The 26,420-nt window shown below is 72.3% G+C and carries 27 protein-coding genes and 4 tRNA genes; 11 read left to right on the forward strand and 20 right to left on the reverse strand.

Features of this window, described 5'->3' with window-relative positions:
- Window positions 1–90 precede the first annotated feature (90 nt).
- A complete protein-coding gene (locus G515_RS0107085) occupies window positions 91–1,068 on the reverse strand; it encodes an NAD-dependent epimerase/dehydratase family protein (protein ID WP_028659599.1) in 978 nt (325 codons plus the stop codon).
- A 148-nt stretch (window positions 1,069–1,216) separates the two neighbouring features.
- Between G515_RS0107085 and G515_RS0107090 the strand changes: the two genes are divergently transcribed.
- Complete coding sequence (locus tag G515_RS0107090; protein ID WP_028659600.1) at window positions 1,217–1,927, forward strand: TetR/AcrR family transcriptional regulator; 711 nt, start codon at window positions 1,217–1,219, stop codon at window positions 1,925–1,927.
- 30 nt (window positions 1,928–1,957) lie between these two features.
- Here G515_RS0107090 and G515_RS0107095 read toward each other — a convergent pair whose 3' ends face one another.
- From G515_RS0107095 to G515_RS0107125, 7 genes are all read right to left on the reverse strand, one after another.
- Window positions 1,958–3,625 carry a PH domain-containing protein gene (locus G515_RS0107095; protein ID WP_051217978.1) on the reverse strand — a complete coding sequence of 556 codons (1,668 nt, stop codon included), beginning with the start codon at window positions 3,623–3,625 and terminating at the stop codon, window positions 1,958–1,960.
- Entirely contained in the window at window positions 3,622–4,119 is a 498-nt protein-coding gene (locus G515_RS0107100) for a PH domain-containing protein (protein ID WP_028659602.1), read from the reverse strand. Before G515_RS0107100 ends, G515_RS0107095 begins: the two co-directional genes overlap by 4 nt.
- Window positions 4,120–4,298: 179 nt before the next feature.
- Window positions 4,299–5,549 (reverse strand): LPXTG cell wall anchor domain-containing protein, encoded by a 1,251-nt coding sequence (locus G515_RS0107105; RefSeq protein ID WP_028659603.1) that lies wholly within the window; start codon window positions 5,547–5,549, stop codon window positions 4,299–4,301.
- A gap of 13 nt (window positions 5,550–5,562) precedes the next feature.
- On the reverse strand, window positions 5,563–6,321 hold the full coding sequence (locus tag G515_RS0107110) for a hypothetical protein (protein WP_028659604.1): 759 nt from the start codon (window positions 6,319–6,321) through the stop codon (window positions 5,563–5,565).
- Complete coding sequence (locus G515_RS0107115; protein ID WP_028659605.1) at window positions 6,318–7,589, reverse strand: hypothetical protein; 1,272 nt, start codon at window positions 7,587–7,589, stop codon at window positions 6,318–6,320. Before G515_RS0107115 ends, G515_RS0107110 begins: the two co-directional genes overlap by 4 nt.
- Window positions 7,590–7,597: 8 nt before the next feature.
- Window positions 7,598–8,779 (reverse strand): hypothetical protein, encoded by a 1,182-nt coding sequence (locus tag G515_RS0107120; RefSeq protein ID WP_028659606.1) that lies wholly within the window; start codon window positions 8,777–8,779, stop codon window positions 7,598–7,600.
- 24 nt (window positions 8,780–8,803) lie between these two features.
- Entirely contained in the window at window positions 8,804–10,576 is a 1,773-nt protein-coding gene (locus G515_RS0107125) for an acetyl/propionyl/methylcrotonyl-CoA carboxylase subunit alpha (protein ID WP_028659607.1), read from the reverse strand.
- A gap of 230 nt (window positions 10,577–10,806) precedes the next feature.
- On the opposite strand from G515_RS0107125, the gene G515_RS19990 reads away from it, so the two are divergent.
- On the forward strand, window positions 10,807–11,295 hold the full coding sequence (locus G515_RS19990; protein WP_051217979.1) for a GtrA family protein: 489 nt from the start codon (window positions 10,807–10,809) through the stop codon (window positions 11,293–11,295).
- Window positions 11,296–11,371: 76 nt separating this feature from the next.
- Here G515_RS19990 and G515_RS0107135 read toward each other — a convergent pair whose 3' ends face one another.
- Window positions 11,372–11,974, reverse strand: coding sequence for a Maf family protein (locus G515_RS0107135; RefSeq protein WP_211220979.1), 603 nt, complete (start codon window positions 11,972–11,974; stop codon window positions 11,372–11,374).
- A 41-nt stretch (window positions 11,975–12,015) separates the two neighbouring features.
- On the opposite strand from G515_RS0107135, the gene G515_RS0107140 reads away from it, so the two are divergent.
- Window positions 12,016–12,097, forward strand: a tRNA-Leu gene (locus G515_RS0107140).
- A 147-nt stretch (window positions 12,098–12,244) separates the two neighbouring features.
- Here the strand turns inward: G515_RS0107140 and bcp are convergent.
- Complete coding sequence (gene bcp / locus G515_RS0107145) at window positions 12,245–12,712, reverse strand: thioredoxin-dependent thiol peroxidase (RefSeq protein WP_028659609.1); 468 nt, start codon at window positions 12,710–12,712, stop codon at window positions 12,245–12,247.
- A gap of 73 nt (window positions 12,713–12,785) precedes the next feature.
- On the opposite strand from bcp, the gene G515_RS0107150 reads away from it, so the two are divergent.
- Both G515_RS0107150 and G515_RS0107155 read left to right on the forward strand, forming a co-directional pair.
- Window positions 12,786–13,043 carry a DUF3618 domain-containing protein gene (locus G515_RS0107150; protein WP_028659610.1) on the forward strand — a complete coding sequence of 86 codons (258 nt, stop codon included), beginning with the start codon at window positions 12,786–12,788 and terminating at the stop codon, window positions 13,041–13,043.
- A gap of 52 nt (window positions 13,044–13,095) precedes the next feature.
- Window positions 13,096–13,419, forward strand: coding sequence for a GroES family chaperonin (locus G515_RS0107155; RefSeq protein WP_028659611.1), 324 nt, complete (start codon window positions 13,096–13,098; stop codon window positions 13,417–13,419).
- Window positions 13,420–13,437: 18 nt separating this feature from the next.
- On the opposite strand, the gene G515_RS19995 is transcribed toward G515_RS0107155, so the two are convergent.
- Complete coding sequence (locus G515_RS19995; protein ID WP_036554743.1) at window positions 13,438–14,274, reverse strand: serine/threonine-protein kinase; 837 nt, start codon at window positions 14,272–14,274, stop codon at window positions 13,438–13,440.
- Window positions 14,271–16,073, reverse strand: a complete 1,803-nt coding sequence (locus G515_RS20000) for an ABC transporter ATP-binding protein (RefSeq protein ID WP_169570470.1) — start codon at window positions 16,071–16,073, stop codon at window positions 14,271–14,273. Before G515_RS20000 ends, G515_RS19995 begins: the two co-directional genes overlap by 4 nt.
- On the opposite strand from G515_RS20000, the gene G515_RS23280 reads away from it, so the two are divergent.
- Entirely contained in the window at window positions 16,072–16,263 is a 192-nt protein-coding gene (locus tag G515_RS23280; RefSeq protein WP_157571037.1) for a hypothetical protein, read from the forward strand. The genes G515_RS20000 and G515_RS23280 overlap by 2 nt on opposite strands.
- A gap of 294 nt (window positions 16,264–16,557) precedes the next feature.
- On the opposite strand, the gene G515_RS0107170 is transcribed toward G515_RS23280, so the two are convergent.
- The 7 genes from G515_RS0107170 to orn form a co-directional block, all read right to left on the reverse strand.
- Window positions 16,558–16,633, reverse strand: a tRNA-Lys gene (locus G515_RS0107170).
- 140 nt (window positions 16,634–16,773) lie between these two features.
- Window positions 16,774–16,849, reverse strand: a tRNA-Lys gene (locus tag G515_RS0107175).
- Between the two features lie 60 nt (window positions 16,850–16,909).
- Window positions 16,910–18,601: an ATP-binding cassette domain-containing protein gene (locus G515_RS20005; RefSeq protein WP_084653253.1), complete on the reverse strand. Its 1,692-nt coding sequence runs from the start codon at window positions 18,599–18,601 to the stop codon at window positions 16,910–16,912.
- 220 nt (window positions 18,602–18,821) lie between these two features.
- Window positions 18,822–19,715, reverse strand: a complete 894-nt coding sequence (locus G515_RS0107185) for a bifunctional helix-turn-helix transcriptional regulator/GNAT family N-acetyltransferase (RefSeq protein WP_028659612.1) — start codon at window positions 19,713–19,715, stop codon at window positions 18,822–18,824.
- A 43-nt stretch (window positions 19,716–19,758) separates the two neighbouring features.
- Window positions 19,759–20,031 (reverse strand): hypothetical protein, encoded by a 273-nt coding sequence (locus tag G515_RS0107190; protein ID WP_028659613.1) that lies wholly within the window; start codon window positions 20,029–20,031, stop codon window positions 19,759–19,761.
- A 195-nt stretch (window positions 20,032–20,226) separates the two neighbouring features.
- Window positions 20,227–20,299 (reverse strand) — tRNA-His (locus G515_RS0107195).
- A gap of 91 nt (window positions 20,300–20,390) precedes the next feature.
- On the reverse strand, window positions 20,391–21,035 hold the full coding sequence (gene orn, locus G515_RS0107200; RefSeq protein ID WP_028659614.1) for an oligoribonuclease: 645 nt from the start codon (window positions 21,033–21,035) through the stop codon (window positions 20,391–20,393).
- 369 nt (window positions 21,036–21,404) lie between these two features.
- Here orn and bla point away from each other — a divergent pair, with 369 nt between their 5' ends.
- Window positions 21,405–22,229, forward strand: a complete 825-nt coding sequence (bla, locus tag G515_RS0107205) for a class A beta-lactamase (RefSeq protein ID WP_211220975.1) — start codon at window positions 21,405–21,407, stop codon at window positions 22,227–22,229.
- A 49-nt stretch (window positions 22,230–22,278) separates the two neighbouring features.
- Here the strand turns inward: bla and G515_RS0107210 are convergent, their stop codons facing one another.
- Complete coding sequence (locus G515_RS0107210) at window positions 22,279–22,854, reverse strand: hypothetical protein (RefSeq protein WP_028659616.1); 576 nt, start codon at window positions 22,852–22,854, stop codon at window positions 22,279–22,281.
- Window positions 22,855–22,978: 124 nt separating this feature from the next.
- Between G515_RS0107210 and G515_RS22565 the strand changes: the two genes are divergently transcribed.
- From G515_RS22565 to G515_RS0107230, 4 genes are all read left to right on the forward strand, one after another.
- Window positions 22,979–24,127, forward strand: coding sequence for a sensor histidine kinase (locus tag G515_RS22565; protein WP_051217981.1), 1,149 nt, complete (start codon window positions 22,979–22,981; stop codon window positions 24,125–24,127).
- A complete protein-coding gene (locus G515_RS0107220) occupies window positions 24,124–24,780 on the forward strand; it encodes a response regulator (protein ID WP_028659617.1) in 657 nt (218 codons plus the stop codon). Before G515_RS22565 ends, G515_RS0107220 begins: the two co-directional genes overlap by 4 nt.
- Before the next feature lie 93 nt (window positions 24,781–24,873).
- Window positions 24,874–25,374, forward strand: a complete 501-nt coding sequence (locus tag G515_RS0107225) for an SRPBCC family protein (RefSeq protein ID WP_028659618.1) — start codon at window positions 24,874–24,876, stop codon at window positions 25,372–25,374.
- A 3-nt stretch (window positions 25,375–25,377) separates the two neighbouring features.
- On the forward strand, window positions 25,378–26,406 hold the full coding sequence (locus G515_RS0107230) for an LLM class flavin-dependent oxidoreductase (protein ID WP_028659619.1): 1,029 nt from the start codon (window positions 25,378–25,380) through the stop codon (window positions 26,404–26,406).
- The last annotated feature ends 14 nt before the right edge of the window (window positions 26,407–26,420 follow it).

Consider the following 26,420-nt stretch of genomic DNA (forward strand, 5'->3'; position numbering starts at 1 on the left):
GCGCGTCAACCTACCGAGGACCACCGACAGTGTGGGTGTGGGTTCGGTCACGGGAAGGTTTCGGGCGCGATCCTCAGGTTTCCGATCCGCTCACGCGACACCGGTAGAGCCGGTGTCGCTCCGGGCCCGCCACCAGGCGATGGTCTCCTTCACCCCTGCCTCCAGGGTCGTGGGGGCCAGGCCGAGCCGGGTCTCGCTGAGCGAGGAATCGACCTCGAACCGCCGGTCGAGCATGTAGCCCGTCTCGGCCATCTCGCGGGCCCCGGAGGACATCATCCCGGCCAGCTTCAGAAGCCGGGTCGGGATGGACCGCACCCGCGGCGCCGGTACGCCGGCGGCCTCGGCGTACCGCTCGACCATCTCGCGCTGCGAGACCGGTGCCGCGGTGGGGGCGAGCAGGAAGCTGTTCCACAGGCTCTCGTCGTTCGCGGCCCGGATCATCGCACTCGCCAGGTCGGGCACGTAGGTCCACGCGTGGGGTGCGTCGGGCCTCCCGATGACCCACAGAGTGCGCTGGTCGAGCACGGCCCGGGCCATCCGTTCGCCCGCATGCGCATGCGCCATCAGCACCTCCGGCCCGTAGAAATCGGAGGCGGCGACGCTCACGGTGGGTGTCGGGTGGGCCGCGCGGGCGCGCAGCAGGTCCGCTCGGACCCCCAGCTTGCCGGTACGGGCCTCGCGGGGAAGGTCTTCGGTCATGGGCACGGAGACCGGACCGTAGGAGTAGAGGCTCTCGGGGAAGACCACGACCGCGGCGGCGCGCTGGGCGGCGTCCATGATGGCGCGCTCGGCGCGGGGGAGTTCGGCTCGCCAGGCCTTCGCCGAGTAGGCGCTCCCGTGCATGCAGTCGTAGACCGCTCCGGCGCCCTCGAAGGGGCCGGCAAGGGTGGCCGGCTCGGAGGCGTCCGCGGTGACCCGCTCGAGGGGCGGGTGGCCCTCGAGGCTCGCGGCTCCCCGGCCCGATCGGGTGATCAGCCGGACCCTCCGGCCGCTCCCGAGGAGTTGCGCGGCGACCGTGGTGCCGACCTGGCCGGCTCCGATGACGACGTCGTGGGTGGTGGCGCTCATGGTGTCTCCCTCGTTCGGGTCGGGATCGTGCTCGGATTCGGATCTGAGAGCAGTGCTCTCGATTCGAGTGTGGGGGAGGTTCAAGGGGAAAGCAAGAGCGGTGCTCACATTTGTTGACACCGCTCTCTCCGCTGGGGAGGGTGGGGCCATGGCGACCACCCCGCGGGCGCGTGCCCGTGCCCAGACGATGGACGAGATCGTGCGGATCGGGCGGCGGCACCTCGCTACCGACGGCGCCGCCGGACTCTCCCTGCGGGCGATCGCCCGCGACCTCGGCGTGGTGTCCTCGGCGGTCTACCGCTACGTGCAGAGCCGCGACGAGCTGCTCACCCTCCTCATCGTGGAGGGGTACGACGAGCTCAGCCGCCGGGTGGAGGATGCGGTGGCCGAGGTACCCACCGCGGACCCGCGCGGGCGGTTGGGGGCGCTGGGCCGTGCGGTGCGGACGTGGGCGCGCGCGGAACCGGCGACGTACGCACTGCTCTTCGGCTCGCCGGTGCCCGGCTACCGCGCGCCGGAGGAGCGCACCGTCGCCGCGGGCACCCGGGTGCCGCGGCTCCTGATGAGCATCGTGTCCGATGCCTACGCCGCGGGCCGGATCGACATCGCGGCGCACCACCGCGCGACTGGGGCGAGCGCGACACCGGCGCTGGTCTCGGGGTTCGAGGAGGTGCGCGAGGCCTTCGGGATCGACCTTCCCGACGACGTGGTGGCGACCGGTGTCCTCGTGTGGAGCGCGCTGTTCGGCTGTGTCAGCTTCGAGGTGTTCGGTCAGTACGGCGCCGATGCGATGGGCGACCCCGACGCGCTCTTCGAGTTGCAGGTGACCCGGCTGGCCGACCTGCTCTGCCTTCCCTGAGCACTGCGCGCACGCGTCGGGACGCTTCCCCTATGGCGCGGGCGGAGGGGCCAGGAACTGGCTCACCAGCCCGGGCACGGCACGGTCGGCGAGTACGACGGCGTCGCGCTCGGGCACGTCGAGCACGGTGACCTGTTGCCGGCCGCCGGCGGTGGTGGCGACGGTCGTGGCCAGGGCGGCCCGGCGCTGGAACCAGCTGCTTCGGAAGGTCCAGCCGATGACGTGCTCGGTGCTCAGGACGTCGCGGCGGCGCAGCATGCTGCCCGAACGGGCCACCAGCAGCCTCCTGTCGGAGCCGGCCAGCGCGTGGCCCAGCGAACGGGAGCGGTCCACGGCCAGGCCCAGCCCGATCAGGATCGGCAGCGGGCTGAGCCAGGTCGCCCAGCCTAGGTCGACGGGGACGCTCTCGAGGGGATCGAGACCCACCAGCAGCACGGCGAGGCTCAGGACCGCGGTGGGGATCAGCGCGCGGGTGTAGCGCCGGCGTACCGCCAGCGGACCGTGGCCGGTCAGCGGCCCGGTGACCGCGGTGGCCTCGCCGAGGATCGCGGCGGCGGCGAGGCTCCCGACCTCCTTGGGACACGGCGGCACCAGGGTCGAGTCGCTGCGCAGCCCGGTCACGATCGCCCCCAGCTTGGCCGCTCCGGCGGCGCGCAGGACGAGTCCCTCGCCCACGGACACGCCGGCGAGACGGTCCTCGTCGATGCTGGTCTCGCGGGTGGTGAACAGCCCGCGCCGTACGTGCCATGGCGCCCCGGGCCAGGGGTGGGAGAGCGTGAGACCCCAGTACGCCGCCGCGTAGGCGAAGACGGAGAGGGCCAGCACGACCACCGCGAAGGCGAGCAGACCGAGGACCACCAGCCACCAGGTCACCCGGTCGGGCAGCCCGGTCGTGTCCACGTCGATGCCGAACTCGGTGACGAACTGGACGCCGAGGCCGATGGTCGCACCGGCGATCGCCAGTCCGCCGCCGGTCAAGGGGGCGTAGCGGAGCCAGCCGAGCCGGAAGCTCGCCACCGGGGGAGCCGGCGGGGGCGGCGGTTCCCCGGGGCCTCGGGCGTGCGCACCTTCCGGCGCGGGCGCGGTGGTGGCGCCGCGGAGCAGTTCGCGGCGCAGTTGCTCCGCGCGCGGGGTGGGGAGGGCGTCGAGGTCGAGTTGCTCATCGGCGTCGCTGGAGGCGCTGCCGGTGCCGACCTTGATCGTGGTGAGCCCGAGCAGCCGGTGGAAGATCGAGGCGGACAGGTCGACGGTGCGGACCCGGTCGAGCGGCACGGCGAGACGGTGGCGCTCGAAGAGGCCACGCCGTAGCTGCACCTGGCCCTGGGCGACCCGGAACGTGGTCGTCAGATAGCGCAGGACGCCGAGGGCCACCGGTACGGCGATCGCCGCGACCTGCCACCAGGCCGGCCCGTTGGCGGAACCGATCACGAACACCGCGATCAGGACAGGCACGAATCGCACCAACTCCTTGACCGGGTGCACGAACAGCATCCGAGGATCCAGTCGCTGCCAGTCGGCGTCCCGATGGAGTTCCTCGCCCGGGCCCGGCCGATCGGGCATGCCGGGCACGCTCCCGCCGGACTCGGGGGGCGTGTCGTCCTCGGCGGCGGTCCGGGGGAGGTGTGTGTCGCCGGGGGCACCGGCGGGTGCGGAAGGGGGGTCCCAGCCCGATCCGGCGGGGTCGCGGGCCTCGCTCATGTGGCATCACCCGGTACGACGTGCGCCTTGTGGGTGAGGTCCTCGGCGAGCGCCTGGGCGCGGCCCGCCTCGAGGCCGGCGATCTCCAGCGCGCCGGCGGCCGAGGCGGTGGTGACGGTGACACTCGCCAGCCCGAAGATCCGCGACAGTGCGCCCTGGGAGTAATCGACGGTCTGGATGCGCGACATCGGGGCGATCCGGCGTTCCCGCGTCCACCAGCCGGTCTGGGTGTAGACGGCGGTGTCGGTGACCTCCCAGCGGTGCACCCGGTAGCGCCACTGCGGCATGACCACGACATAGCCGGCCACCACCACAACCAGCAGTGCGTAGGCCCACCACGGCCAGTCCAGCCAGAGCAGTTGCACGGCGAGTGCCGCGCCGAGCAGCACCAGACCGCCGATCAGGGCACCCAGGAACCACATCAGCGGTGCCCGCGGGCTCACCCGCTCCGCGGGATCACGCAGGATGCGGGCGGGCGTCGAGGGCGAAGGCACACTCCGAGCCTAGGAGACAGTTGAAACAAGACCACGAGAGGCGAGCGTCGTCCGGCGTGGCGGGTCACCTCACCCGAAGCGGAGCCGTCGAGGCTCGCCCACCCGATGTCGCGTGGCCGTGCGGCTCCTCGGCAGACGCCCCTGAGGCGTGCCCCGGCCGGTCGGGCGCCGCGCGGCGCTCAGTCGTGACCTCGGAAGGCCAGCAGGCGCGCCAGCAGATCGGTGTCGAGGGCCCCGTAGCCGGACTCGCTCCAGGCGCCGAGATCGAGGGTGAAGTAGTGCCGCGGCACGCCGTGCGCGAGGAAGTCGAGGATGTCCGCGGGCTCCCGACCGGCGCGGACGGCGTCCGCGCACGCCGGGCAGGCAGGGACCTCGACGCTGACCTCGGCGCGGCCCGACTCCGACCCCGAACCCGCCTCCGACCCGGACTTAGAACCGGACTCAGACCACGACACCCGGCGGGCGGCGGCGGGATGCAGGGCGTTGAAGTAGCACGGCCGCGCCGGCGTCCAGCCCTTCCGCGCCAGCGCCGCCGCCATTGCCTCGTGGCCCCGGCGGGCGAGCACCAGGGCCCCGACGGCGTCGGCGGGGGTGTGGTCGCGGTGGAGGATGCGGCTGGCGACGTCGTAGTGGTCGAGTGCGGCCTGCCACGCCCGGCGTACCTCATCGCGGTTCGCGCGGAGCTCCGCGGCGTCGATCGCCTCGCCAAGGCCGAGTACGGCGGCCAGCGCCTCATCCTCGCGGCGGCGGTCCTCGGCGGCCCGGACGGTCCCCAACACGGTGACGGGCAGGACGAGGCTGCGGCCCTCGACCGCCGAGGCGACCGGGGTACGACGACGGCGGCGACGGCGGTCGAACACCACCGCGGCGACCACGGTCAGGACGAGCAGACCGCCGCCGAGGAGCCAGGGGGTCGGGGCACCGCCGGTTCCGGTGCCGATGGGGTCGGTGGGGTCCGGGGGGCCGCCCGGTTCCGGATGGGTCTGGTTGTACTGCTCGCGGGCCGCGGCGGGGTCGCCGAGCAGGTCGAGGGTGGTGAGTACCTGGGCGGTGAGGTCGCCGGGGTGCTCCTCCTCGGCCAGAGCGCTCGCGTACCAGTCCGCGGACTGGTCGGGGAAGGAGGTGACCTCCACGCGCAGGTCGCCGTAGGAGGGGACCCCCAGGTAGTGGCCGTCCCTGCCGGTGTCGAGGTGGATGATGCGGGCCAGATCGGCCGGAGAACCCGAGGTGAGGGGGTCGTCGTGGTCGAGCCGGGCGAGGGTCACGTACGCCGGAGCGCTGGAGGAGGCCACCGCGTCCTCGATCTGCTGCTCCTGGGCCGGCGAGACCTGGTCACGCAGCTGGTCGGCGACCCAGACGCCGTCCTGGGCGAGTTCGGCCTCCACCGCGCTCAGCTGTGCCTCGGTGAGGGTGGTGCCCTGATCGCTCATCTTCGCCCGTCCTTCAGCCGCGCCGGGCGCCGACGCTCACACGCACCACCGCGATGACCAGCCAGGTGGCCCCGTAGACGAGTGCGGCGAACAGGAGCCCGGCGAAGAAGCCACCCACGGGGCCACCCCAGAAGTCGGAGTCGGGGGACTCTGTGCCGGTCCCGGAGGCGGGCTCGGGCATCCAGTCCGAGGCCGCCAGGTGGGACAGTTCGCCGACCAGTCGCTCCAAAGCGGCGGCCGGACGGCCGTTGCCGTCGGCCTCGACGTACACCGTGTCGCCGTCCGAGGCCATCGCGGTCGGGTAGCGACCGGGGGAGGCGACGGCGTAGACGCCGGGCTCGGCGGCATGGGCGATGATCTGGTACAGCGCGGACTCCTCGCCGCTGTAGCCGCCCTCGCTGGTCTCGGCCCAGTAGACGACGTGCAGGGGTACGGCGGATCCGGCGATCCGGTCCTGGATGGCCCGGAGTTGTGCGGCGGTGAAGAGACTCCGCACCTCGGGAGCCACATGCAGGCCGGTCCGCTCCACGCCGGTGATGGCCTGCCGCACCCGATCGCCGGGGGTGCTCGCGGCGGCACGGGCCAGTTCGGCCTGGTCGCTCGGGTAGTCCGACGCGGTCGTCGCGGGGTGGTGGCCGGGCACCACGGCGGACGCGGTGCCGAGGGCGCCGCCGAGCAGCAGGGCGACGAGCAGCGCCGGCAGCGGGCGCAGCAGCCCTCGGCGTTCCTCGCGCCCACGGCGCGGTCGCGACGGGGAGTTCCTCGCGTTCATCGCCGCCCCTCCCGTGCCCGTGCGACCGCCCCGGCCAGGTCGTCGGTGAGAGCGCCGAAGCCGGTGCGGGCCCACACGGTGTCGCCGTCGTAGTAGGGCCGCCCGGACGGGGGCGTGAGGGGGTCGGGCCATCGGTCGCGCTCGAGCGCCTGCAGGCAGCGGGGGCAGACGGGCACCTCGACGGTGGCGTCGCCGAAGCGCCATTCGGCCTTCCGGGTGCCGCTGGGGTGGCGCGGGTCGAAGAAGCACGGCCGGTACGGCGTCCGCGCCCGACCCCGCGCCCGGGACACCTCGCGCCGGCCGATCCGGGCCAGGACGCCGGCACCGACCAGGTCCAGGACGTCACCGGAATCGAGCAGGGGTTCGGCGACCTCCCGGGCCAGCACGGCGGCCTGGAGGCGCTCGGCGGAGGTCGGGTCGGCGCCCCGGTCGCTGTACGCGGCCAGATCCTCGGCCAGGGCGGTCAGTAGGGCGCTGGACCGTTCCCGCTCCGCGTCGCGGTCGGGTGTGGTGCGCGCCGCCGAGACCGACCTCGGGGCGGACGGGGTACGCGCCGAGGAGGGACGGGCCGAGCCGGTCGCGCGAGGTCGCCGGAGCCGGGGCCGGCCGCTGAGCAGGTGCCACAGGAGCAGGAGTGCGAGCACGCCGGTGAGGCTGCCGACCATCCAGCGCTTCCCGGTCGTCCAGGGCTCCGGCGGCTGGTCGTCGTCGCCGTGCGACCGGGCCCGACGCGCGGTCTCGTAGGGCCGCAGCTCGTCGTTGCGCCGGGCGAGCTCCTCGACCTCGGTGGCCGGCAGGTTCGGCTCGGAGTAGTCGTCGTCGATGGTGTGGGTGGCGGTCCGTACGACGATCTCGGCGTCCACGACCGTGTGCAGCCGAGTGTCGGGCTCGGTCGCGGAGGTGACCGCCTCCTGGTTCGCGTACGCGTGCAAGGAGAACAGGTCCGGGTCCATGCCCTCGACGCCGATCAGCCGGCTGCGGACGCCGAACTCCGAGCCCACGACGTAGAGGCCCGGCTCGCCGATCTCGCGGCTCAGTGCGATGGCGAGCTCATCACCCGCTCCCGTGCCCGGTGAGATCTCCGGCGGCGGCGCGACGACGGCGACGTACACCGCGAACGGCAACTGGTCGGCGGACGCCGTGATGCGGCGGTCGGAGCCGGCGGTGTCTCCGGATCCGAGACGCTGCTCGATGATGACGGGGTCTCGGCGGAGGTGTTCTGCCAGCTCGGTCACCGAGTCGGGGGGCACCACGTCGACCGACAGCATCGACGCCCCTATCCGTTGGTGAGGGCCGCGACGAGGTCGGGCTCCAACGCCCCGAACCCGGTGCGGCTCCACACCCCCAGGTCCAGGCGGAAGTATGCCCGGGTCGCCTCGTCGGCGACGAACTCCAAGGTGTCCGTCGGCTCCTCGCCCTTCTCTGCCTGCCGCGCGCAGTCGGCGCAGGCGGGCGCCTCGACCTCAGGGTCGGTCCAGGTCACGGTCCGCACGGACCCGCCGTGCAGGGGGTTGAACCAGCACGGCGACCCCGGTACCCACCGCCGGCCGCGTTCGGCCGCGCGGAGGGCCTCGGCACCGCGACGGCCCAGCACGATCGCTCCGACGACGTCGGCGGGCGTGTGCGAGCGATCGAGGATGCGCCGGGCGAGCTCGTAGTGGTCCAGGGCGCTCTGCCAGGCGTCGTACGCGTCGGTGAGCTCGGGGTCCAGGGGAGCGCGGTCGAGCGCCTCGCCCAGATCGGCGACCTCGCGTGTCGCCTGCTCCTCCCTGGCCCTGGTCTCGGCGGCCCGGACGGAGCGGACCACCGTGGCCGGAAGAGCGAAGGTGGGGGTGGGCCGCGACGTGGTCGCGACGGGCCTGCGCCGGCCGCGACGCGCTCGGAACACCACGGCGAGGACGAGCAGCGCCACGACCACCCCGCCGACGCCGAGCCAGATGCCGCCGGCCGAGCCGTCCTCGTCCGCCGAGTCGCCGCCGCCGAAGTAGGCGTCCTGGATCATCTGCGCGGCCCGCGGGTCCTCCTCGACCCGCTGGTCGTAGTCGGCCGAGAGGTCGGTGCCGCCGTCGAGCAGCTCCACGCTCTCCGCAGCCTGGGCGGCCACGTCCTCGGGGTGGTCGAACCAGGCGATCCGCGCGGCCTGGTAGGCGTCGAGGTCCTCGGGGAACGACGTCACCTCCAGCGGCAGCGTCTCCGGCTCCACCGGGAGCCCGAGGTAGTAGCCGTCCCGGCCGGTGTCGTCGTGGATGAGCGCCGCCAGCTGATCGAAGCTCCCGGTGAGGGGATCGGCGTACTCCATCTCCGTGAGCACCACGAAGGTCGGCGTCCCGGACCCGGCCACCGCCTGCTCGACGGCGTGCTCGTCCTGCGGTGAGATCTCCGAGCGCAGTTCGGGGGCCACCCAGACGCCATCCTGGCCGAGCGCCGACTCGATCTCGGCCAGGGTCGCGTCATCCATCGTCGTGCTGCCTACGGAGGGCGATCAGCCCTTGAGTTCGCAGAGGACCTCTCCGTTGGAGACGGTGGCGCCGATCTGCGCCGCGAGACCGGTCACGACGCCGGCCTTGTGCGCCTTCAGCGGCTGCTCCATCTTCATCGCCTCGATGACCACCACGGTGTCGCCCTCGGCGACCTCCTGGCCCTCCTCGACGACGACCTTGACCACGGTGCCCTGCATCGGGCTGGTCACCGCGTCGCCGGATGCGGCCGCACCGGCCTTCTTGCCCTTGGCCCGCTTCGGCTTCTTCGCCCCGGCGGCGGGACCGGCCGAGAGCCCGCCCAGACCGGCCGGGATCACGACCTCGAGACGCTTGCCGCCGACCTCGACGGTCACTGCGGTGCGCTCGCCTTCCTCGGCAGCCTCGCCGGTCTCGCCGGCGTACGGGGTCACCTGGTTGTCGAACTCGGTCTCGATCCAGGTGGTGTAGACGCTGAAGGTCTCCCCGTCACCGATGTACGCCGGGTCGCGGGTGACCGCGCGGTGGAAGGGGATCACGGTGGGCATGCCGTCGACTCGGAACTCGTCGAGCGCACGGCGCGAGCGGGCCAGCGCCTGGTCGCGGTCGCGGCCGGTGACGATCAGCTTGGCGATCAGCGAGTCGAAGGAGCCCGGGATGGTCTCGCCCTTCTCGTACCCGCCGTCGAGCCGGACACCGGGGCCCGACGGGGGCGCCCACTCGGTGAGCGTGCCGGGGGCGGGCATGAAGTTCAGCCCGGCGTCCTCGGCGTTGATGCGGTACTCGATGGAGTGGCCGCGGATCTCCGGGTCGCCGTAGCCGAGCTCCTCGCCGGCGGCGATGCGGAACATCTCGCGCACCAGGTCGATCCCGGTGACCTCCTCGGAAACGCAGTGCTCGACCTGCAGTCGGGTGTTGACCTCGAGGAAGGAGATGGTGCCGTCGCTGCCGACCAGGAACTCGCAGGTGCCGGCACCGACGTAGCCGGCCTCCTTGAGGATCGCCTTGGAGGCGTCGTAGAGAGCGGTCATCTGGTCCTCGGTGAGGAACGGCGCGGGCGCCTCCTCGACGAGCTTCTGGTGCCGGCGCTGGAGGGAGCAGTCCCGGGTGGAGACCACGACCACGTTGCCGTGCTGGTCGGCCAGGCACTGGGTCTCGACGTGGCGCGGCTTGTCCAGGAACTTCTCCACCAGGCACTCGCCGCGGCCGAAGGCGGTGACCGCCTCGCGCACGGCGGAGTCGTACTGGTCGGGGATCTCCTCCAGGGTGCGGGCGACCTTGAGGCCGCGGCCGCCGCCGCCGAAGACCGCCTTGATGGCGACCGGCAGGCCGTTGGCCTTGGCGAACTCCACGACCTCATCGGCGTCCGCGACCGGGTCCTTGGTGCCGGGGGCCAGCGGGGCGTTGGCCTTCTGCGCGATGTGCTTGGCCTTGGCCTTGTCGCCCAGCGCGTCGATGGCGTCGGGGGAGGGGCCGATCCAGATCAGGCCGGCGTCCAGGACCGCCTGGGCGAAGTCGGCGTTCTCGGCCAGGAAGCCGTAGCCCGGGTGCACCGAGTCGGCTCCGGAGGTCTTGGCCACCTCGATGATCTTGGCGATGTCGAGGTAGGTCTCCGCCGGGGTGGCACCGCCGAGCGAGTAGGCCTCGTCGGCGAGCCTGGCGAAGAGTGCGTCCCGGTCGGGGTCGGCGTACACCGCGACCGACCCGATCCCGGCGTCCTTACAGGCACGAACGACTCGGACGGCGATCTCGCCGCGGTTCGCGATCAGGACTTTGGTCAACGGCTTGGTCTGCGGCACCGGGGGACTCCTGCTGGTTCGGCTGGTGGGTCGGATCTGAGGGGTGGATCGGAGAGTTTTCGGAGGGGGACGCGGTGCACGCTACGACGGCACTGGGTCCCACCGCGGGGCAGGGTACCGCCGCGGACAGGTCTTGTGGTGTGGCCGGTGTCACGTCCCACCTCGTGCGGTCGATTCCACAGGGGTGCGGAAGCGTGGTCACGGCGCGAGAGGAACTATTCTTATCCACCATGGAGCGATGGCGGACCCTCCTCGGCGAGGCGGGCCGATTCCTCGCGGTGGGAGGCGTGGCCACGCTGGTGGCGTTCACGCTCTTCAACCTGCTCGTGCACGGGCTGGTCGACGGCGCCGTCGCGGTGATGGCGGACCAGCCGATCCCGGCCTACGTCCTGGCCAACACCGTCGGCATGGCGATCAGCTACCGGCTGAGCCGGTACTGGGCGTTCAAGGACCGGCCGCCCCAGCACTCCGACGGCGGCCGGACGATGTTCGTGCTGATCAACGTCGTGACGATGTCGCTACCGGTGGCCTGCCTGTGGTTCTCCCGCGATGTCCTGGGTCACGACTCCCCGCTGGCTGACAACCTGGCGGCCAATGTGATCGGGCTCGCCGCGGGCATGCTGGCCCGTTTCTATCTGTTCCGCCGGTTCGTCTTCCGTCGCCCGATCGCCCTGGTCGAGATGTACGACGACCCCGCGGACCTCCCCCTGCGCGACTGACGCCCGCTCGCCGGGCCCGCGTGCATTGACGGTCGGACCGGTCGGATCGGTCGGGCCAGGGCCGGGGAGTGCGGGATCAGCGGCTCCAGAGGTCGGTCCAGCGATGGCCGAGCTCGGCGACCAGTTCGCGGAGCAGCGGCAGGCTCACCCCGACGACGTTGTGGTGGTCGCCCTCGATGCCGGTCACGAACGCGCCACCGAGCCCGTCGACGGTGAACGCGCCGGCGACGTGCAGCGGTTCCCCGGTGGCGACGTACGCCGCGATCTCCTCGTCGTCGAGGTCGGCGAAATGCACCGTGGTGCTCGCGGTGGCCGCCGCCGTCCGGCCGCTCGCCACGTCGGTGAGGGCATGACCGCTGACCAGGACGCCCGTTCGGCCGCGCATCGCCTGCCACCGCCGGACCGCCTCCTCGGGCGTGCCCGGCTTGCCCAGGGCCTCACCGTCCAGCTCCAGCACCGAGTCGCAGCCGAGCACCAGCGCATCGGCGGGCACCTCGGGCCGGCCGGCGACCGCGGCACACTTGAGCTCGGCCAACTGGAGGGCGAGCTCGGCCGGCGGCAGCCCGGCCAACTGGTCCTCGTCGACGCCGCTCACGATCACGGTCGGCTCGACGCCCGCGCTGCGCAGGGTCGCGAGGCGGGCGGGGGACTGGGAGGCGAGCACGAACGGGGTCACGATCGTCACTGTAGGTCGCGGGTCTTCTAGACTCCGCTCTGCGGGCCGGAGTGGTGGAATCGGCAGACACGCAGGATTTAGGTTCCTGTGCCTTCGGGCGTGGGGGTTCAAGTCCCCCCTTCGGCACACGTAGCACGTGCCGCCCGCCGGTGCCTCGCGCGCACCGGCGGGCGTCGACGCGCTCCTGCACCGCATCGGGGCGGGGTCGTCGAGCGGTGGGTCGATGTGGCGCCCGGCGACCAGGAGGCACGTCCGGTCGCGATCGGCGTTCCCCTAGTCCAGACCCAGGTCGCGGCGGAGTTTGGCGACGTGACCGGTGGCCTTCACGTTGTACTGGGCCAGCGACACGGTGCCCTCCTCGTCGAGGACGACGGTGGAGCGGATGACGCCCTGGACGACCTTGCCGTACAGCTTCTTCTCGCCGAAGGCACCCCAGGCGGTGAGGACGTCCTTCTCGGGGTCGGAGAGCAGCGTGATGGTGAGGCCGTCTCGCTCGCGGAACTTCGCCAGCTTCTCCGGCTTGTCGGGCGAGGTCCCGAGCACCTCGTACCCCTGGGCCTTGAGCGAGTCCAGGGAGTCGGTGAAGTCGCAGGCCTGCTTGGTGCAGCCCGGGGTCATCGCGGCGGGGTAGAAGTACACGATCACCTTGCGGCCGCGCAGGCTGCTCAGGCCGACCTGCTCGCCGGTGTCGGAGGGGAGGGTGAAGTCGGGTGCGGTGTCGCCGGGCTGCAATCGCGTCATGCCGGTGAAAATACCGGTCCCGCCCAGACACCGTCGGCCTCGCCCGGGCGTGCGGGGTTGGTAGCCTCGGCGCATGACCACGGCAGATGGCCCCTCCGCCCTCGAGCACGAGATCGAAGAGGCGCGCGAGCAACTCGCGACCACCATCGATCAGCTCCTCTACCGCGCCAACCCGAAGACGATCGCGAATCGTCAGCTGGCCGCGGTGAAGGCGAAGTTCGTCGACGAGGAGACCGGGGAGCCGCGCACCGACAACATCCTCAAGGTCGCCGGCACGGTGGCCGGGGTGATCACGGTGATCGTGGTGCTGCGTAAACTGTCCCGGCGCTGAGGGCCGGAGCGGCCCGCGCCGCGATCTGTTCATCCCTCCCAGAGAGCACCGCATGACCGAGAAGACGCCGATCAAGATGCTGCACGACCGCATCCTCGTGGACCTCGACAAGGAGGCCGGCGAGCGGCGTTCCGCCGGTGGCATCGTCATCCCGGCCACGGCTGCGATGGGCGCGCGTCGGCTCAGCTGGTCCAAGGTGGTCGCGGTCGGTCCGCACGCCCGCGCCGTCGAGGTCGGTGACACCGTCCTGTTCGACGCTGACGACAAGGCCGAGGTCGAGGTGTCCGGTCAGGTCTACATCCTGATGCGGGAGCGCGACATCCACGCGGTCGCCGCTGACCGGGTCGCCGACAGCGACACCGGTCTTTACCTGTAGCCGACCTCCGGGTCGCGCTCAGCCGAGCGTCGCGAGGCACACCTCGCGGACCCGTGCCAGGGTGGGCCGGCGTTCGGCGTCGAGCGCGACGCATGCGATCAGCAGCTGCGCCAGCTCCTCCGGTACGCCGGGCAGCCGGTCCGGCGCGCGCGGCAGGGGCCGGTGGATCAGGGGGATCCGGCGGCGGGTCTCCCAGGTGGCCTCCTCACCGAAGGGTAGGTCACCGGTGAGGCACTCCAGGAGGGTGACGCCGAGGCCGAAGACGTCACTGGCGGGCGAGAGCCCGCGGCCCAGTGCCTGTTCGGGCGAGAGATAGCCGCGGGTGCCCGCGCCCGGCCGCCCCTCGCCGGCGGGCCCGGCCAGGCTGAGGTCGATCAGCACCGCCTGGCCGCCCCGGACCACCACGTTGGCCGGCTTGACGTCCAGGTGCAGCCAGCCGTGACGGTGCAGGTATCCCAGCACCGACGCCAGCTGGAGCGCGAGCTGGGCGACGTCGCCCGGTGCCAGCGGATGCTCCTCGGCGACGGCGTCGAGGGTGGCTCCGCTGAGCGTCTCCAGCACGATCGCCGGGCGTGGGACCTCCACCACGTCGAAGCCCCGCACCAGGTGCGGGTGGGCCAGGGAGGTGACCAGTCGGCCCTCCTGGAGGGTCGCCCGGACCACCCGCGGTTCGTGCATCCGGTCCGGCCTGAGGATCTTGACGACGACGCGGCACTCGCGCTCCTCGTCCCAGGCGTCGTAGGTGTCGAGGCGGCGGCCGTGGGCGAGCAGGTCCACGACCCGGTAGCCGGGCAGCAGCTCCTCACCCGCGGCGACGGGCGCGAAGCCAGGGGAGCGGCGCGACCGGGAGTTCACGGCGCCGGCTCCGTGGCGGTTCCAGCCGGTTCGGACGGGGCGAGGAGGTCACCGAGGGCGACCACCCGGTCGACGTAGGGCAGCACCCGCGGGTCGTGGGTCATCACCAGCACCGTTCGGTGCGTCCCGTCCGCGACGCGGAGCAGGGCCTGGAGGAAGCGCTCCGCCGCTGCGTCGTCCAGACCGGTGGTGGGTTCGTCGAGCACCATCACTGGAGCACCTCTCAGGAGGGCCCGCGCGAGGGCGAGCCGTTGTCGTTGTCCACCGGAGATGAGCCGGCCGCGCTGGCCGACCCGGGTGTCGTAGCCCTCGGGCAGCCCGGTGACGAAGTCGTCGGCGTCGGCGGTGCGTGCCGCCGTCCGGACCTCCGCCTCGGTCGCGTCGGGTCGGGCGAGCGCGATGTTCGCCCGCACGCTGGCGTCGAGCAGGAGCGTCTCCTGCATCACGACCGAGACCTGGTCGCGCACCGAGCACGCGGTGCGCTCGGCGAGGTCCTGATCGTCGATCAGCACGCGCCCACGGTCCGGTGCGAGCTGACGGGTGAGCAGCCGGACCAGGGTGGACTTGCCGCTCCCGCTCGCTCCGGTCACGGCGACCGCGGCGCCGGCCGGGATCAACAGGTCCAGGCCGCTCAGGGCCGGGCGAGGTCCGCCCGGATAGGTCGCACGGACCCCCTCGAAGCGGATCTCCCCACCCCGGACCACGAGCGGCCGCGCGTCAGGTACGTCGCCGGGGGGCTCCTGGTCGAGCAGTTCGACGACCCGCTCGATCCCGGCCGTCGCGGAGAACAGGGAGGGCAGCAGATCGGAGAGTTCCTGGACCGGTCGGTAGCACTGGACCAGCAGGGTCATGAACGCGAGCAGGCCGCCCAAGGTCAGCCGATCGGTGGAGAGGGCCCACACCCCCATGCCGACGACCAGCAGGATCCCGGCCAGTTCGATCAGGTCGACCAGGGGAAGGAAAACCCCGCGGACCTTGCTGCCCGACAGCTCCGCGTCCGCGATCGCCCGGTTCTGCCGGTGGTAGCCGGCCACGGCGTCGTCCTGGGCGCCGTAGACCTGCATCAGGGTGGCGTTGGCCAGGCTCTCCTCGGTGACGGAGGCGAGCGACCCGCCGCGGCGGCGGCGCTCGCGCGAGACATCCTTGGCGAAGCGGGCGAACCGTGAGGAGACCAGGGCCAGGGCGGGTGCGGCGAGCAGGGAGGCGAGGGCCAGCTCCCATTGCAGCCAGAAGAGCGCGCCGACCAGCAGGACCAGCCGGATCACGGCGCCGAGACCCGCGGTGAGGTGCCCGACCATGAACCGTTCGACGGTCGCGATGTCGGTGGTCAGCCGGGAGAGTACGTCGCCGAGCCGGCGGTGGTCGTGGACATGGGAGGGCAGGGCGAGCACGTGGGCGAACACGTCGCGCCGCAGGTCGACCAGGAAGCGCTGCGAGATCCAGGTCGCCAGGTAGTCGTCGAAGGCCGAGACGAGGCCCGAGAGGAGGTTGAGCCCGACGTACCCGACGGCCAGGACGAGCAGGGTTGCCCACAGCAGCGCGAGCGGCTCACCACCGGCCGCCGGGACGAGAACGTCGTCGACCAGCCGTTGGAAGAGCAGGATCTCGGCGATCTCGATCAGCGGGATGATTGCGAGCAGGCACAGGCTCAGCAGCAGCCACCACCGCAGCGGGCGCATCCTGGGCCAGAACCGCCGGAACACCTCGGCGAGGGTCAGGCCGGTCGCGTGCGCGACGAAGGGAGCCTCGTCCCGTTCCGGCCGTAGCCACGCGGCGAGCCGCTGCCACCATCGGCGCATGTCGTCCATCCCTGGGAAGGGACAGGTGGGGCTCGATGTCGAGCCCCACCTGTCGCTCGTGTCGGGCGCGGAACCTCAGCTGCTGCGCGAGCGGCTGCGGTTGCGGTTGCGCCGCCGCCGGCGACGACGCCGGCGGCGGTCGTCGCTTCGGCTGCGCGAGTTCGCCCTCGCGGCCAGCCGGGCGGGCTGAAGTGCGGTGAAAAGGCCTGAGCTGGGCATTGCATCCTCCTTCTGCCGGGATCGGGGCGCCTCCCCGATCGCGAGCACCACGCTGCCGAGTGCAGGTGGGAGGGGGATGAGGTGCCGATGAGAGGACCCTCATGCTGGGGTCGAGTGACGACCCCTGACCTTGACGTGCCCCGGGACCGGACGGAACCGGGCGGCGTGGACGTGCAGCGGCCGAGCGGAAGGTGTTCGCCCCCAGGGTCCGTCGGGGGCGAGATGCGAAAAGGTCACAGACCCGGGGGGTCTGTGACCTTCGAAGTGGTACGCCATCAGGGACTCGAACCCCGAACCCGCTGATTAAGAGTCAGCTGCTCTGCCAATTGAGCTAATGGCGCATGCTCAAGCGATCTGAACATTACCAGCGGGTGGCCGGTGGGCGTTAATCCCGAGGCGGGGCCGCTGGGCCCGCCCGAGTGTGTCGAGTGGTGGTGCGGGGACGACGAAGGCCGGCCCTGGGGGAGCCGGCCTTCGTGGGTGGTACGCCATCAGGGACTCGAACCCCGAACCCGCTGATTAAGAGTCAGCTGCTCTGCCAATTGAGCTAATGGCGCATGTGCTGCGTCGCAGACTTTAGCAAGCGGACCGGCGCCCCACCCAATCGGCAGCGGCTCTCACTGCGGGACCAGATCCAGATGCGGCCAGGCAGCGGTGTCCCGCAGCAACTGCCGGTCGTGGGTGGCGATCACGACGGCGGCGCCGGTCGTCGCCAGCGCCTCGGTGAGGTCGTCGACCAGGGTGGCGGAGAGGTGGTTGGTGGGCTCGTCCAGGAGCAGGACGTCGGGTCGGGTGGCCAGCTGCAGAGCCAGGTCGAGCCGACGCTGTTGTCCGGTCGAGAGCCGGCGTACGGGCGTGTCCCAAGCGCGTTGGTCGAGCAGCCCGAGGGACCGTGCCGGGACCTGCTCCGCGCTGCCGAGCACTCCGTGGGCCACCGATGACTCGGTGTAGGCGCGGTAGGCGTCGGCGGCGGTGCCCCGTCGATGGGGCGCCCCCTCCTGACCCAGTAGCGCCACCCGCACGTCCCGGGCGCGGTGCACCTCTCCTTCGGTCGGGGCGAGGTGACCCGCGAGCAGGTGGAGCAGGGTCGACTTGCCGGCGCCGTTGGGCCCGGTGAGGAGCAGCCGGGAACCTGCCTCCAGGTCGAGGGACACCATCGGGTCGAGCCGTCCGACGAGTCGTACCCGGTCGGCCCGGAGGAGGGTGCGCCCGGGCTGGGGGCACAGGTCTGGCAGGGCGAACTCGGGCGGCGGTGCCGGGATGTCCACGCGGGCGGCCTCGAGCGCGTCCTGGCGGCGGCGCACCGCCTGGAGGAGCCCCGGCGCGTGCGACTGCCGCTGGTGCTTCCCCGTGCCCTTGGCCGGTCGCCAGCCGGTGGACAGTCGCGCCTCCGCCTGCCCCGCGGCCCGTTCGAGGCGGTCCCGCTCGAGCAGCTGGGCGTCGTACTCCTGCTGCCACCGGGCACGCTCCCGGTGACGGCCCTCGAGTACGCCGGCGTAGCCGCCGCCGTACACCCGTGGACGCCCGTCGAAGGTGGGGTCGAGGTCGAGCACGTCGGTGGCGACGTCGTGGAGGAGGGCGCGGTCATGGCTCACCAGCACCACGCCGCCGCAGTGCTCGCGCAGGGCTCGGGTGAGGAAGGCGAGACCGCCGGCGTCGAGGTGGTTGGTCGGTTCGTCCAGGAGGAGGAAGTCGTGCTCGGCACCGAGGAGGCAGGCCAGCCTGATCCGATAACGCTGGCCCACCGAGAGGGTGTTCAGTGGCCGGTCAGGATCGCGGCATGCGTCCAGCGCGGCCAGGGCCTGATCGAGGCGACGTTCGGCGTCCCAGGCCCCGAGCAGGTCCACGGCCTCGAGGGCGGCACTGTAGGACGCCTCGGCCGTCGTACCGTCTTCGGCGAGGGCCAGGGCCGCCTCGTCGAGCGCCCAGAGGGCAGTCCGAGCCTCGGTCAGGGTGGCCTCGAGCAGGTCGCCGACGCGTCGGTGCCGTGGCGCCGGCAGGTCCTGGTCGACCAGGCCGAGGGTGCCGAGGCGGCGGACCGCCCCCTCGTCGGGGGTCAGCCGGCCGGCGAGGGCGTGGATCAGGGTGGTCTTGCCGCGACCGTTGTCGCCGACGACGGCCCACCGCTCGCCCGGGGAGACCCGGAGGGTGGCGCCGGTGATGACGCGATGGCCGCCCCGGTGCACGGTCAGCTCGGTGGCGACCAGCTGGGCGCGGCCGCCGGCCGGCAGGGTGAGGTGGCGTTCCGCGGCTCGCTCGGGCTCGGCGGAGGGGTGGGGCCCGACGGGGTCGGGGGAGGAGAGGGGCAACGATGCTCCGGTGCTGTGGCACGGCGGCGAGGGGCGCGCGCGTACGGGTCGGGAGCCGGAGGCGGAGGGCGCCGTCCGGCAGGTCGGACCTGCGTGACGGCGGAGCGAGAAGGGGTCGCGCCGCCGTCAGCGGACGGAGCGCAGGCGCATCGAGGCGACGATCATGGTCCAGATCCTAACCGGGACGTGGTGAGGTCTCATCCGGGTTTGCGGCCGCGGCTCAGCGATCATCCCCGGCGTCGAGTCGCTTCTGGAAGAAGTGCGTGGCGTAGGGGTTGTCGTTGTACCGCTCGACGGCGGTGTACCCGGCCCGCTCGTACAACGCGATCGCCTCGGTGAGGGACTCCTGGGTGTCCAGTCGGACGGAGTCGTGCCCGAGCGCCCGCGCCTCGTCCTCGAGTCGGCGCAGCACCCTGGCGCCGAGGCCGGCACCGCGCCACTCGGGGTGTGCCCACATCCGCTTGATCTCGGCGACGCCGTCGTCCTCGCGTACGCCGCCCCCGGCCACCGCCGCGCCGTCACTGGTGGCGACCACGAACGCACCGCTCGGGGCGCGCAGCAGGGCGTCCTCGGCGGGGTCCGGCGGGCCGGGGTCGAAGCCGCCCTCGAAGCGCCGGTCGAGCTCGGCGACGTAGCGTCGCACCACGTCGCGGGCCAGCGGTGAGGCGGGGTCGACCACGTGGAGTTCGACGGTCGCCGCGCGGACCAGCAGGTCCGCGGTGGCCAGCGCCTCGGTCAACCGGGCGCGCTGCCGTGCGGTGAGCGGAGCGAGCAGGTCGTGCGCGCGCAACTCCGAGCGCTGCTCGACCTCGTTCCAGACGTCCCGGCCCTCGGGGGTGAGCTCGATCAGGCGGCGGCGACGGTCCTCGGGATCCGGTCGCAGGGCGACGTACCCCCGGCGCTCCAGGCCTCGGATCGTGCGGCTGAGGAAGCCCGAGTCGAGCCCCAGCAGGGTGCGGAGATCCTGCACCGAGGGCACCCCGGCGCCGATCTCGTAGAGCAGGCGGAGCGAGGTGAGTGGCATCCCGAGCCCGAGGAAGGAGTCGTCGAGCGCGCCGATGCGCTGGGTGTAGCTCCGGTTGAAGCGGCGCAGGACGGAGGTCTGGGCATCCACACCGCGATCATAGCTGACTCGGGTCAGCTAAAATCGCTGGATTTCATGCGTCCACCGCCGGACCGGAGGCTGTTGCGGGGTTCGCTCCCCGAGAGGTCGGCGCCTCGGCTCCCGAGGCCGGGGTGTGCTTCGCGGCGGTGAGGCCCAGATAGGACGCCGCGAATGCGTACACGGCCAGGGTGACGGTGAGCCAGCTGGGTTGGGCGGTGGCTGCGGCGCCGTACCCCACCTGCAGGCCGCCGAGGATGAGGCCGACGGCGAAGGCGAAGTAGTACATGGTTCGCCGGGCCCCGGGGTGGTTGTCGAGCGGGTTCATGGAGACTCCTGGGAGATGGTTCCGAATGGTCCAGCGCGATCGCGCCTGAGTGTCCTGGGCGTGAACGCGGACCGATATGAGGACAGGAGCGAGGTCGGGGCCGCGGCGGACATCCCAGCGAGGGGAAGTTCGCGCGGCCCTCGATGCCCGGGTACGACAGAACCCCCGGCCGATCGGCCGGGGGTTCTGGAACGGGGCGATTGACGGGACTTGAACCCGCGGCCACCTGGACCACAACCAGGTGCTCTACCAACTGAGCTACAACCGCCATGACTCGCACGTCGTGCATGCGATCCGGGGAAGAGTGTAGGGGAAGCACCGGCCCGACCGGGAATCGGGGGGCCGTCATCCGCCGCGGGTCAGGCGGACGGGCGATCGGACCCCTCGTGGAGTCCGGTCAGTGACCCGCCGTGCCGCTGTGCGACTGCCTTGGCAGTAACGCTGTCGGGCCCGGGCGAGGGGACGAAGACGGCCTCCCGGTAGTAGCGAAGCTCCTCGATGCTCTCCTGGATGTCGGCGAGCGCGCGGTGGTTACCGCGCTTGGGTGGCGACTGGTAGTAGGCCCGCGGGAACCACCGCCGCGCCAACTCCTTGATGGAGGAGACATCGACGATCCGGTAGTGCAGGAACGCATCGAGCGTGTGCATGTCGCGGGCGAGGAAGGCCCGGTCGGTGGCCACGGTGTTGCCCGCCAAAGGTGGGCGCGAGCCGGTGGGGCAGTGCTCGTGCAGATAGGACAGCACCTGCTCCTCGGCCTCGCTGAGGCTGACCCCGGCGTCCAGTTCCTCGAGCAGCCCGGAGGTGGTGTGCATCGTTCGGACGAGCTCGATCATCTGCTCCAGCGCGGCCGCGGGCGGCTTGATGACCAGGTCGACCCCGTCGCCCAGCACGTTCAACTCGTAGTCGGTGACCAGCGCTGCGACCTCGATCAGGGCGTCGGCGCCCAGGTCGAGTCCGGTCATCTCGCAGTCGATCCAGACCAGGCGGTCGGTGGTGGCAGACACGCCTGAACCCTACGCCGAGCGGGCCCCGGCCGATCCGCGGGAAGGGGTCACGCAGCCCAGCGGGGCGCCGGGCACTGCTTGGCCGGAGCGCCCGATCGTCGTCTCCGGGGCCCGGTGGTCGCGCTTCCTCCCACCCCGTCCACAACCTCTGCCGACTCGCGGCCGGGCTCGTTGACTCGCGTCGGAGGTTTGTCCAGGATCGCCGTCGTGTGCGCGTCCGGCCGGTCGGCGCCCGGGTGCGACCCTCCGGCTCGCGTGCATGAACCCATGCCTACTTCCGAGGGGATCACGATGAGTTCCAGCCAGCACCGTCCCGTGTCCAGACGCCAGATCCTCGCCGCCGGAGCGGCGGCGGCGACGGTGGCTTCCGTGGGCATCCCACCAGCGGTGGCCGGGTCCGCACCGCCGGTGAGCTCCCATCCCGCGGTCGGCGACCTCGAGGCCCGCACCGGGGCCCGGATCGGGCTCTCGGCACGCAACCTGCGCACCGGCAGCGGCCTCGCCCACCGGGTCGATGAGCGCTTCCCGCTCTGCTCCACCTTCAAGCCGCTCGTGGCAGCGGCCCTGCTGAGCCGGCGGGTCGACCTGGACGAACTGATCCGCTACCGGAGCAGCGACCTCGTCGACTACTCCCCGGTGACCGGGGAACGCCGAGCGATGACGGTGGGTGAGCTGGCCGACGCGGCGATCCGGTACAGCGACAACACGGCCGGCAACCTCCTGCTCCGCCGGCTCGGGGGGAACCGGGGGCCGGCGGCGCTCACGGCGTACCTGCGCAGCGTGGGGGACGACGTCACCCGGCTGGACCGGTGGGAGACCGAACTGAACGAGGGCACGCCCGGGGACCCGCGTGACACCACGACGCCTCGGGCCCTGGCCGCGACGTACCACCGGCTGCTGGTGGGCTCCGTGCTGCCCTCCAGGGACCGGTGGGTCCTCACCGGCTGGATGCAGTCCAACACCACCAGCGTCGCGAAGTTCCGGGCCGGGCTGCCGACCGGATGGTGGTGCGCGGACAAGACCGGCGGAGGTGCCTACGGCACCCAGAACGACGCCGGCCTGATCACCGCTCCGGACGGCACGCGGATCGGTTTCACGATCCTCACCCGGGCCTCGATGACCGACCCCGACGCGGTCGGCGATCCCACCCTCATGCGGTCGCTCGCAGAGCTCCTCGTCGCTGAACTCGGGTGAGCCGGCGGCGAGCCGGGCGAGCCCATCGGTCGCCCGGCCCGCCTCGGCCCTACCGGGCGTCGGTGTCGGAACGCCGGCGAGGGATCCACCTCGAGGCCGGGTCGACGGCCCGGCCGGCGGTGAGCAGGACCCCGAGGCACACGAGCGCCATCCACAACGAGTTCAGCGGCGCGAGGAACATGATCGGGAGGAACAGGGCGAGGCCGACGCCGGTCGGCCACGGCCAGATCCGCCTGCTTCCCAGGACACCCGCGGCGACGGTCCCGATGAGGGTGGGCAGCACCGAGAGGACGAAGAGCCAGTCCGCCGGTTCGGCCCCGACGACCGGGACGCCGATCATGGTGAGACCGGCGATGGTCAGGCCGACCGGTCCCGACCACCACAGCAGGGCCCGCCAGCCGGTGACGGGCACGGTGGCCGCGAGCGCGACGGCAAGTGCGAGGAAGGCGAGGGCGGCGGTCAGCTCGGAGGCGAGGCCGAGTCCGGTGGTGTGGTCCTCCACATCGCCGAACCCGATGCCGACGTTGGCGAACAGGACGCCGGCCGCGACTCCCGCGGCGGTTCGGGTACGCCGGATGCCGGCGTCGGTGGAGGAGGGGTGCTCGGCACGAACGGTGGTCGACATGACGGCTCCTGGTCGGACGGGACGCCGATTGCGTCCGGTCACTCGACGCTAGGGACGACCGCTGGTCGCGACCTCTCCCGCATGATCGGAGTTCCTCTGTCGCCAGACAGAGGACGCCGAGCCGGTGCGGTCCCTACGATCGACGGGTGCCCCGGCTCACTCGTCCCCCTGGCTGGCCGATGCGCTGCTGGCCGATCTGCTGCTGGGCGTCGTGCTGGCAGTGGTCGCCGAGGTCGAGTTGGCCCTGCTCGACCCCACCCAGGTCGACGGCTCCCTGGTCGTCCACCAGGTGATGATCCTGCTGATCGTTCCGGCGACGGCGATCCGCCGGGTGTGGCCGCTCGGGTCGATCGTGGTGAGCTCGCTCGGCTTCGCCGTGGAGCCGTTGGCCGGCACCGCGCCGACCGCGACCCCGTTCCTGGTCCTGCTGTTCCTGCTCGGCTCGCTCGGTTGGTACGCCGGGACACGCACCGGCGCGCTCGGCGTCGTGCTCGTCCTGGTGGGCGGCCTCGGTCACGACGTCTGGTCGGGCGACGTCCGGGCGGCCGACGCGGTCGTCAACATCGCCATCATCGTCGCCGCGTGGGGAGCGCTGCATCTCCTGCGACGGATGAGCGACCGCCGGGTCGCCGCCGAGCTGGACGCCGACCGACGGGCCCGCGCTGCCGTCGAGGAGGAGCGCACCCGCATCGCCCAGGATCTGCACGACTCGCTGGCGCACGCGCTCACGCTGATCACCCTGCAGGCGGGGAGTGCTCGGGAGCGGGCCGAGCAGGCCCTGGTCGCCGACTCCCTGGCGTCGATCGAGCGAACCGGTCGCGAGGCGATCGCGGACATGCACCGGTTCCTGGGCCTGTTGGGACCCCGGGAGGGTGAGGCCCCGGGCCTCGCGCATCTGCCCGACCTGGCCGCGAGCGTGCGCGGGGGCGGCCTCGCCGTGGATCTGGTGGTCGAGCCGCCGGTGGCCGAGTGCGACATCCCCGCGAGCGTGTCGACCACCGTGTATCGGATCGTGCAGGAGGCACTCACCAATGTGGTGCGGCACAGCGACGCCCGCGTCGCGAAGGTGCGGGTGTGCCGGGCGGCGGACGACCTCGTGACCGTCGTCGCCGACGACGGTCACCGCCGGACCCCGCGCACCGCGGGCTCGGGTCGCGGACTCGACGGTCTGCGGCGCCGGGTCATGCTCTTCGACGGATCGCTGGCCGCGGGGGAGACCTCCGACGGCTGGCGGGTCGAGGCGCGGATCCCGCTCGTGGCGGGCCGGCCGTGACGGCGCGCGTCGTCATCGCCGACGACGAACCACTGGTCCGCCAAGGACTCCGGATGGTGCTGGGGCTCGACCCGGAGTTGGAAATCGTCGCCGAGGCTGAGGACGGGGTCGCGGCGCTCGCGGCGATCACCGAGCACCGGCCCGATCTGGCCCTGCTCGACATCCGGATGCCGCGTCTGGACGGGATCGAGACCACCAGGCGACTGGTCGCCGATCCGGTGACCGCCGACGTGCGGGTCCTCGTGCTCACCACCTTCGCCGATGACGACCTGATCGTCGCGGCGCTACGGGCGGGCGCGTCGGGCTACCTGCTGAAGTCGATGCCGCCGGAGCATCTCCGCCGCGCGTTGCGGCAGGCCCTGGACGGACAGACCGCACTCGCTCCGACCCTGGTGGACCGACTGGTGCGTGAGTACGCCGAGCGGTGGGCGCCCCGCGCGCCCGCGCTGGACAGGCTCACGCCCCGCGAGACCGAGGTTCTGGTCGAGGTCGCAGGGGGGCTCAGCAACCAGGAGATCGCGCGCAAGCTCTTCCTCGGCGAGGGAACGGTGAAGACCCACGTCGCCGCGGTCCTGCACAAGCTCGGCCTGCGTGATCGCACTCAGGCCGCGGTGGCGGCCTACGAGCTCGGGCTGGTGCGGCCGGGCCGCTGAGCCCGCCCTCCGTCGAGAACTCTGCCCTCTGCCGCGCGAGCGTAGTGATGTAGGGCACTATCTGCCTGTGCAACCGTCGAGGAGGAGATTGGCATGAAGCTGTCCGATGCGCCGACCACCCGCGCGGAGATCGAGATCGAGGCCTCGGCCGAGACGGTGTGGCGAATCGTCACCGACCTCCAGACGCCGGCATTGAGCAGCCCCGAGTTCAAGGGCGCCGAGTGGCTCGACGGTGCCGGTGAACCCGCTGTCGGCGCCCGGTTCACCGGCCGCAACGCCCACCCGGCGATCGGTTCGTGGGAGACGACGTGTGTGGTGAGCATCGCCGAGGAGCCGCGTGAGTTCGCCTATGTCGTCGGCGATCTCGAGACCCCCAGCGCCGTGTGGCGCTATCTCATCGAACCGATCGACCGCGGCGGCGTCCTGCTGCGGCAGATCGCCCAGATCGGCCCGGGGCCCTCGGGTCTCACCCCGGCGATCGAACGGATGCCGGAGAAGGAGGACCGGATCGTCGAGCGCCGGCTCCAGGAGCACCAGGGTGCGATCACCGCGAACCTGGCGCAGATCAAGCGGCTCGCGGAGGGCGGGGAGTAGAGGATGAGGATCGGGATCAACGTCGCGCCGCACACTCCCGAGGGACTCAGGCTGGCCCTGGAGGCGGACGCGATGGGCGTCGATTCGCTGTGGACCGCAGAGGCGTGGGGGTACGACGCGCTCACCCCGCTGGCGATGCTGGCGGGTCGCACCCGGCGCGCTCGGCTGATCAGCGGTATCGCGCAGCTGGGGGCTCGCACCCCCGCGATGCTCGCGATGTCGGCGATGTCGATGCAGGAGCTGAGTCAAGGACGGTTCGTCCTCGGCCTGGGCGTCAGCGGCCCGCAGGTGATCGAGGGTTGGCACGGCGTCCCGTTCAGCAGGCCACTGCAACGCACCCGCGAGACGATCGAGATCATCCGGCTGATCTGCCGCGGGGAACGGTCGGTGTACGAGGGGCAGAGCTACCAGCTTCCGCTGCCGGGCGGGGAGGGCAAGGGCATCCGCTCGATGGCCCCCACGCCGGTGCACGTCCCGATCTGGCTGGCGGCCCTCGGCCCGGCCAACCTCCGCCTGACCGGTGAGCTGGCCGACGGTTGGATCGGCAACTCGTTCATGCCCGGCACCGCCGGTGAGGTGTTGGTCGCCCCCATCGCCGAGGGAGCCACGAAGAGCGGCCGCGCCCTCGAGGACCTCGAGCTCGCGGTCGCGGTCTCCCTCGAACTGGGGGAGGAGTCGCAGGTGGACGCCCTGGCCCGCAAGCATGCCGGCGGCTACGCGTTCACCTTCGGAGCGATGGGCAGCTCCCGGACGAACTTCTACAGCGCCGCCTTCGAGCGGCAGGGCTTCAGCGAACAGATCGCGCGGGTGCACGACCTGTGGCAGGCAGGTGACCGCGAGGGAGCGGCCGCCGCGGTGCCTGCGGAGATCGGGCTCGGGACGAACCTGATCGGCACCGAGCAGATGGTCGCCGATCAGCTCGCGGCGTACGCCGCCGCCGGGGTCGGGCTGCTACGGGTCACCCTCGTCGGCGACTCGACCGACCAGCAGCTGCGGGCCCTGGAGCGTCTCCTGGAGCTGGCGGCTCGGTAGGCGGCTTGGACCGC

Origin of the sequence: Nocardioides insulae DSM 17944, from assembly GCF_000422825.1 — a bacterium.
GTDB classification, from domain to species: Bacteria; Actinomycetota; Actinomycetes; order Propionibacteriales; family Nocardioidaceae; genus Nocardioides; species Nocardioides insulae.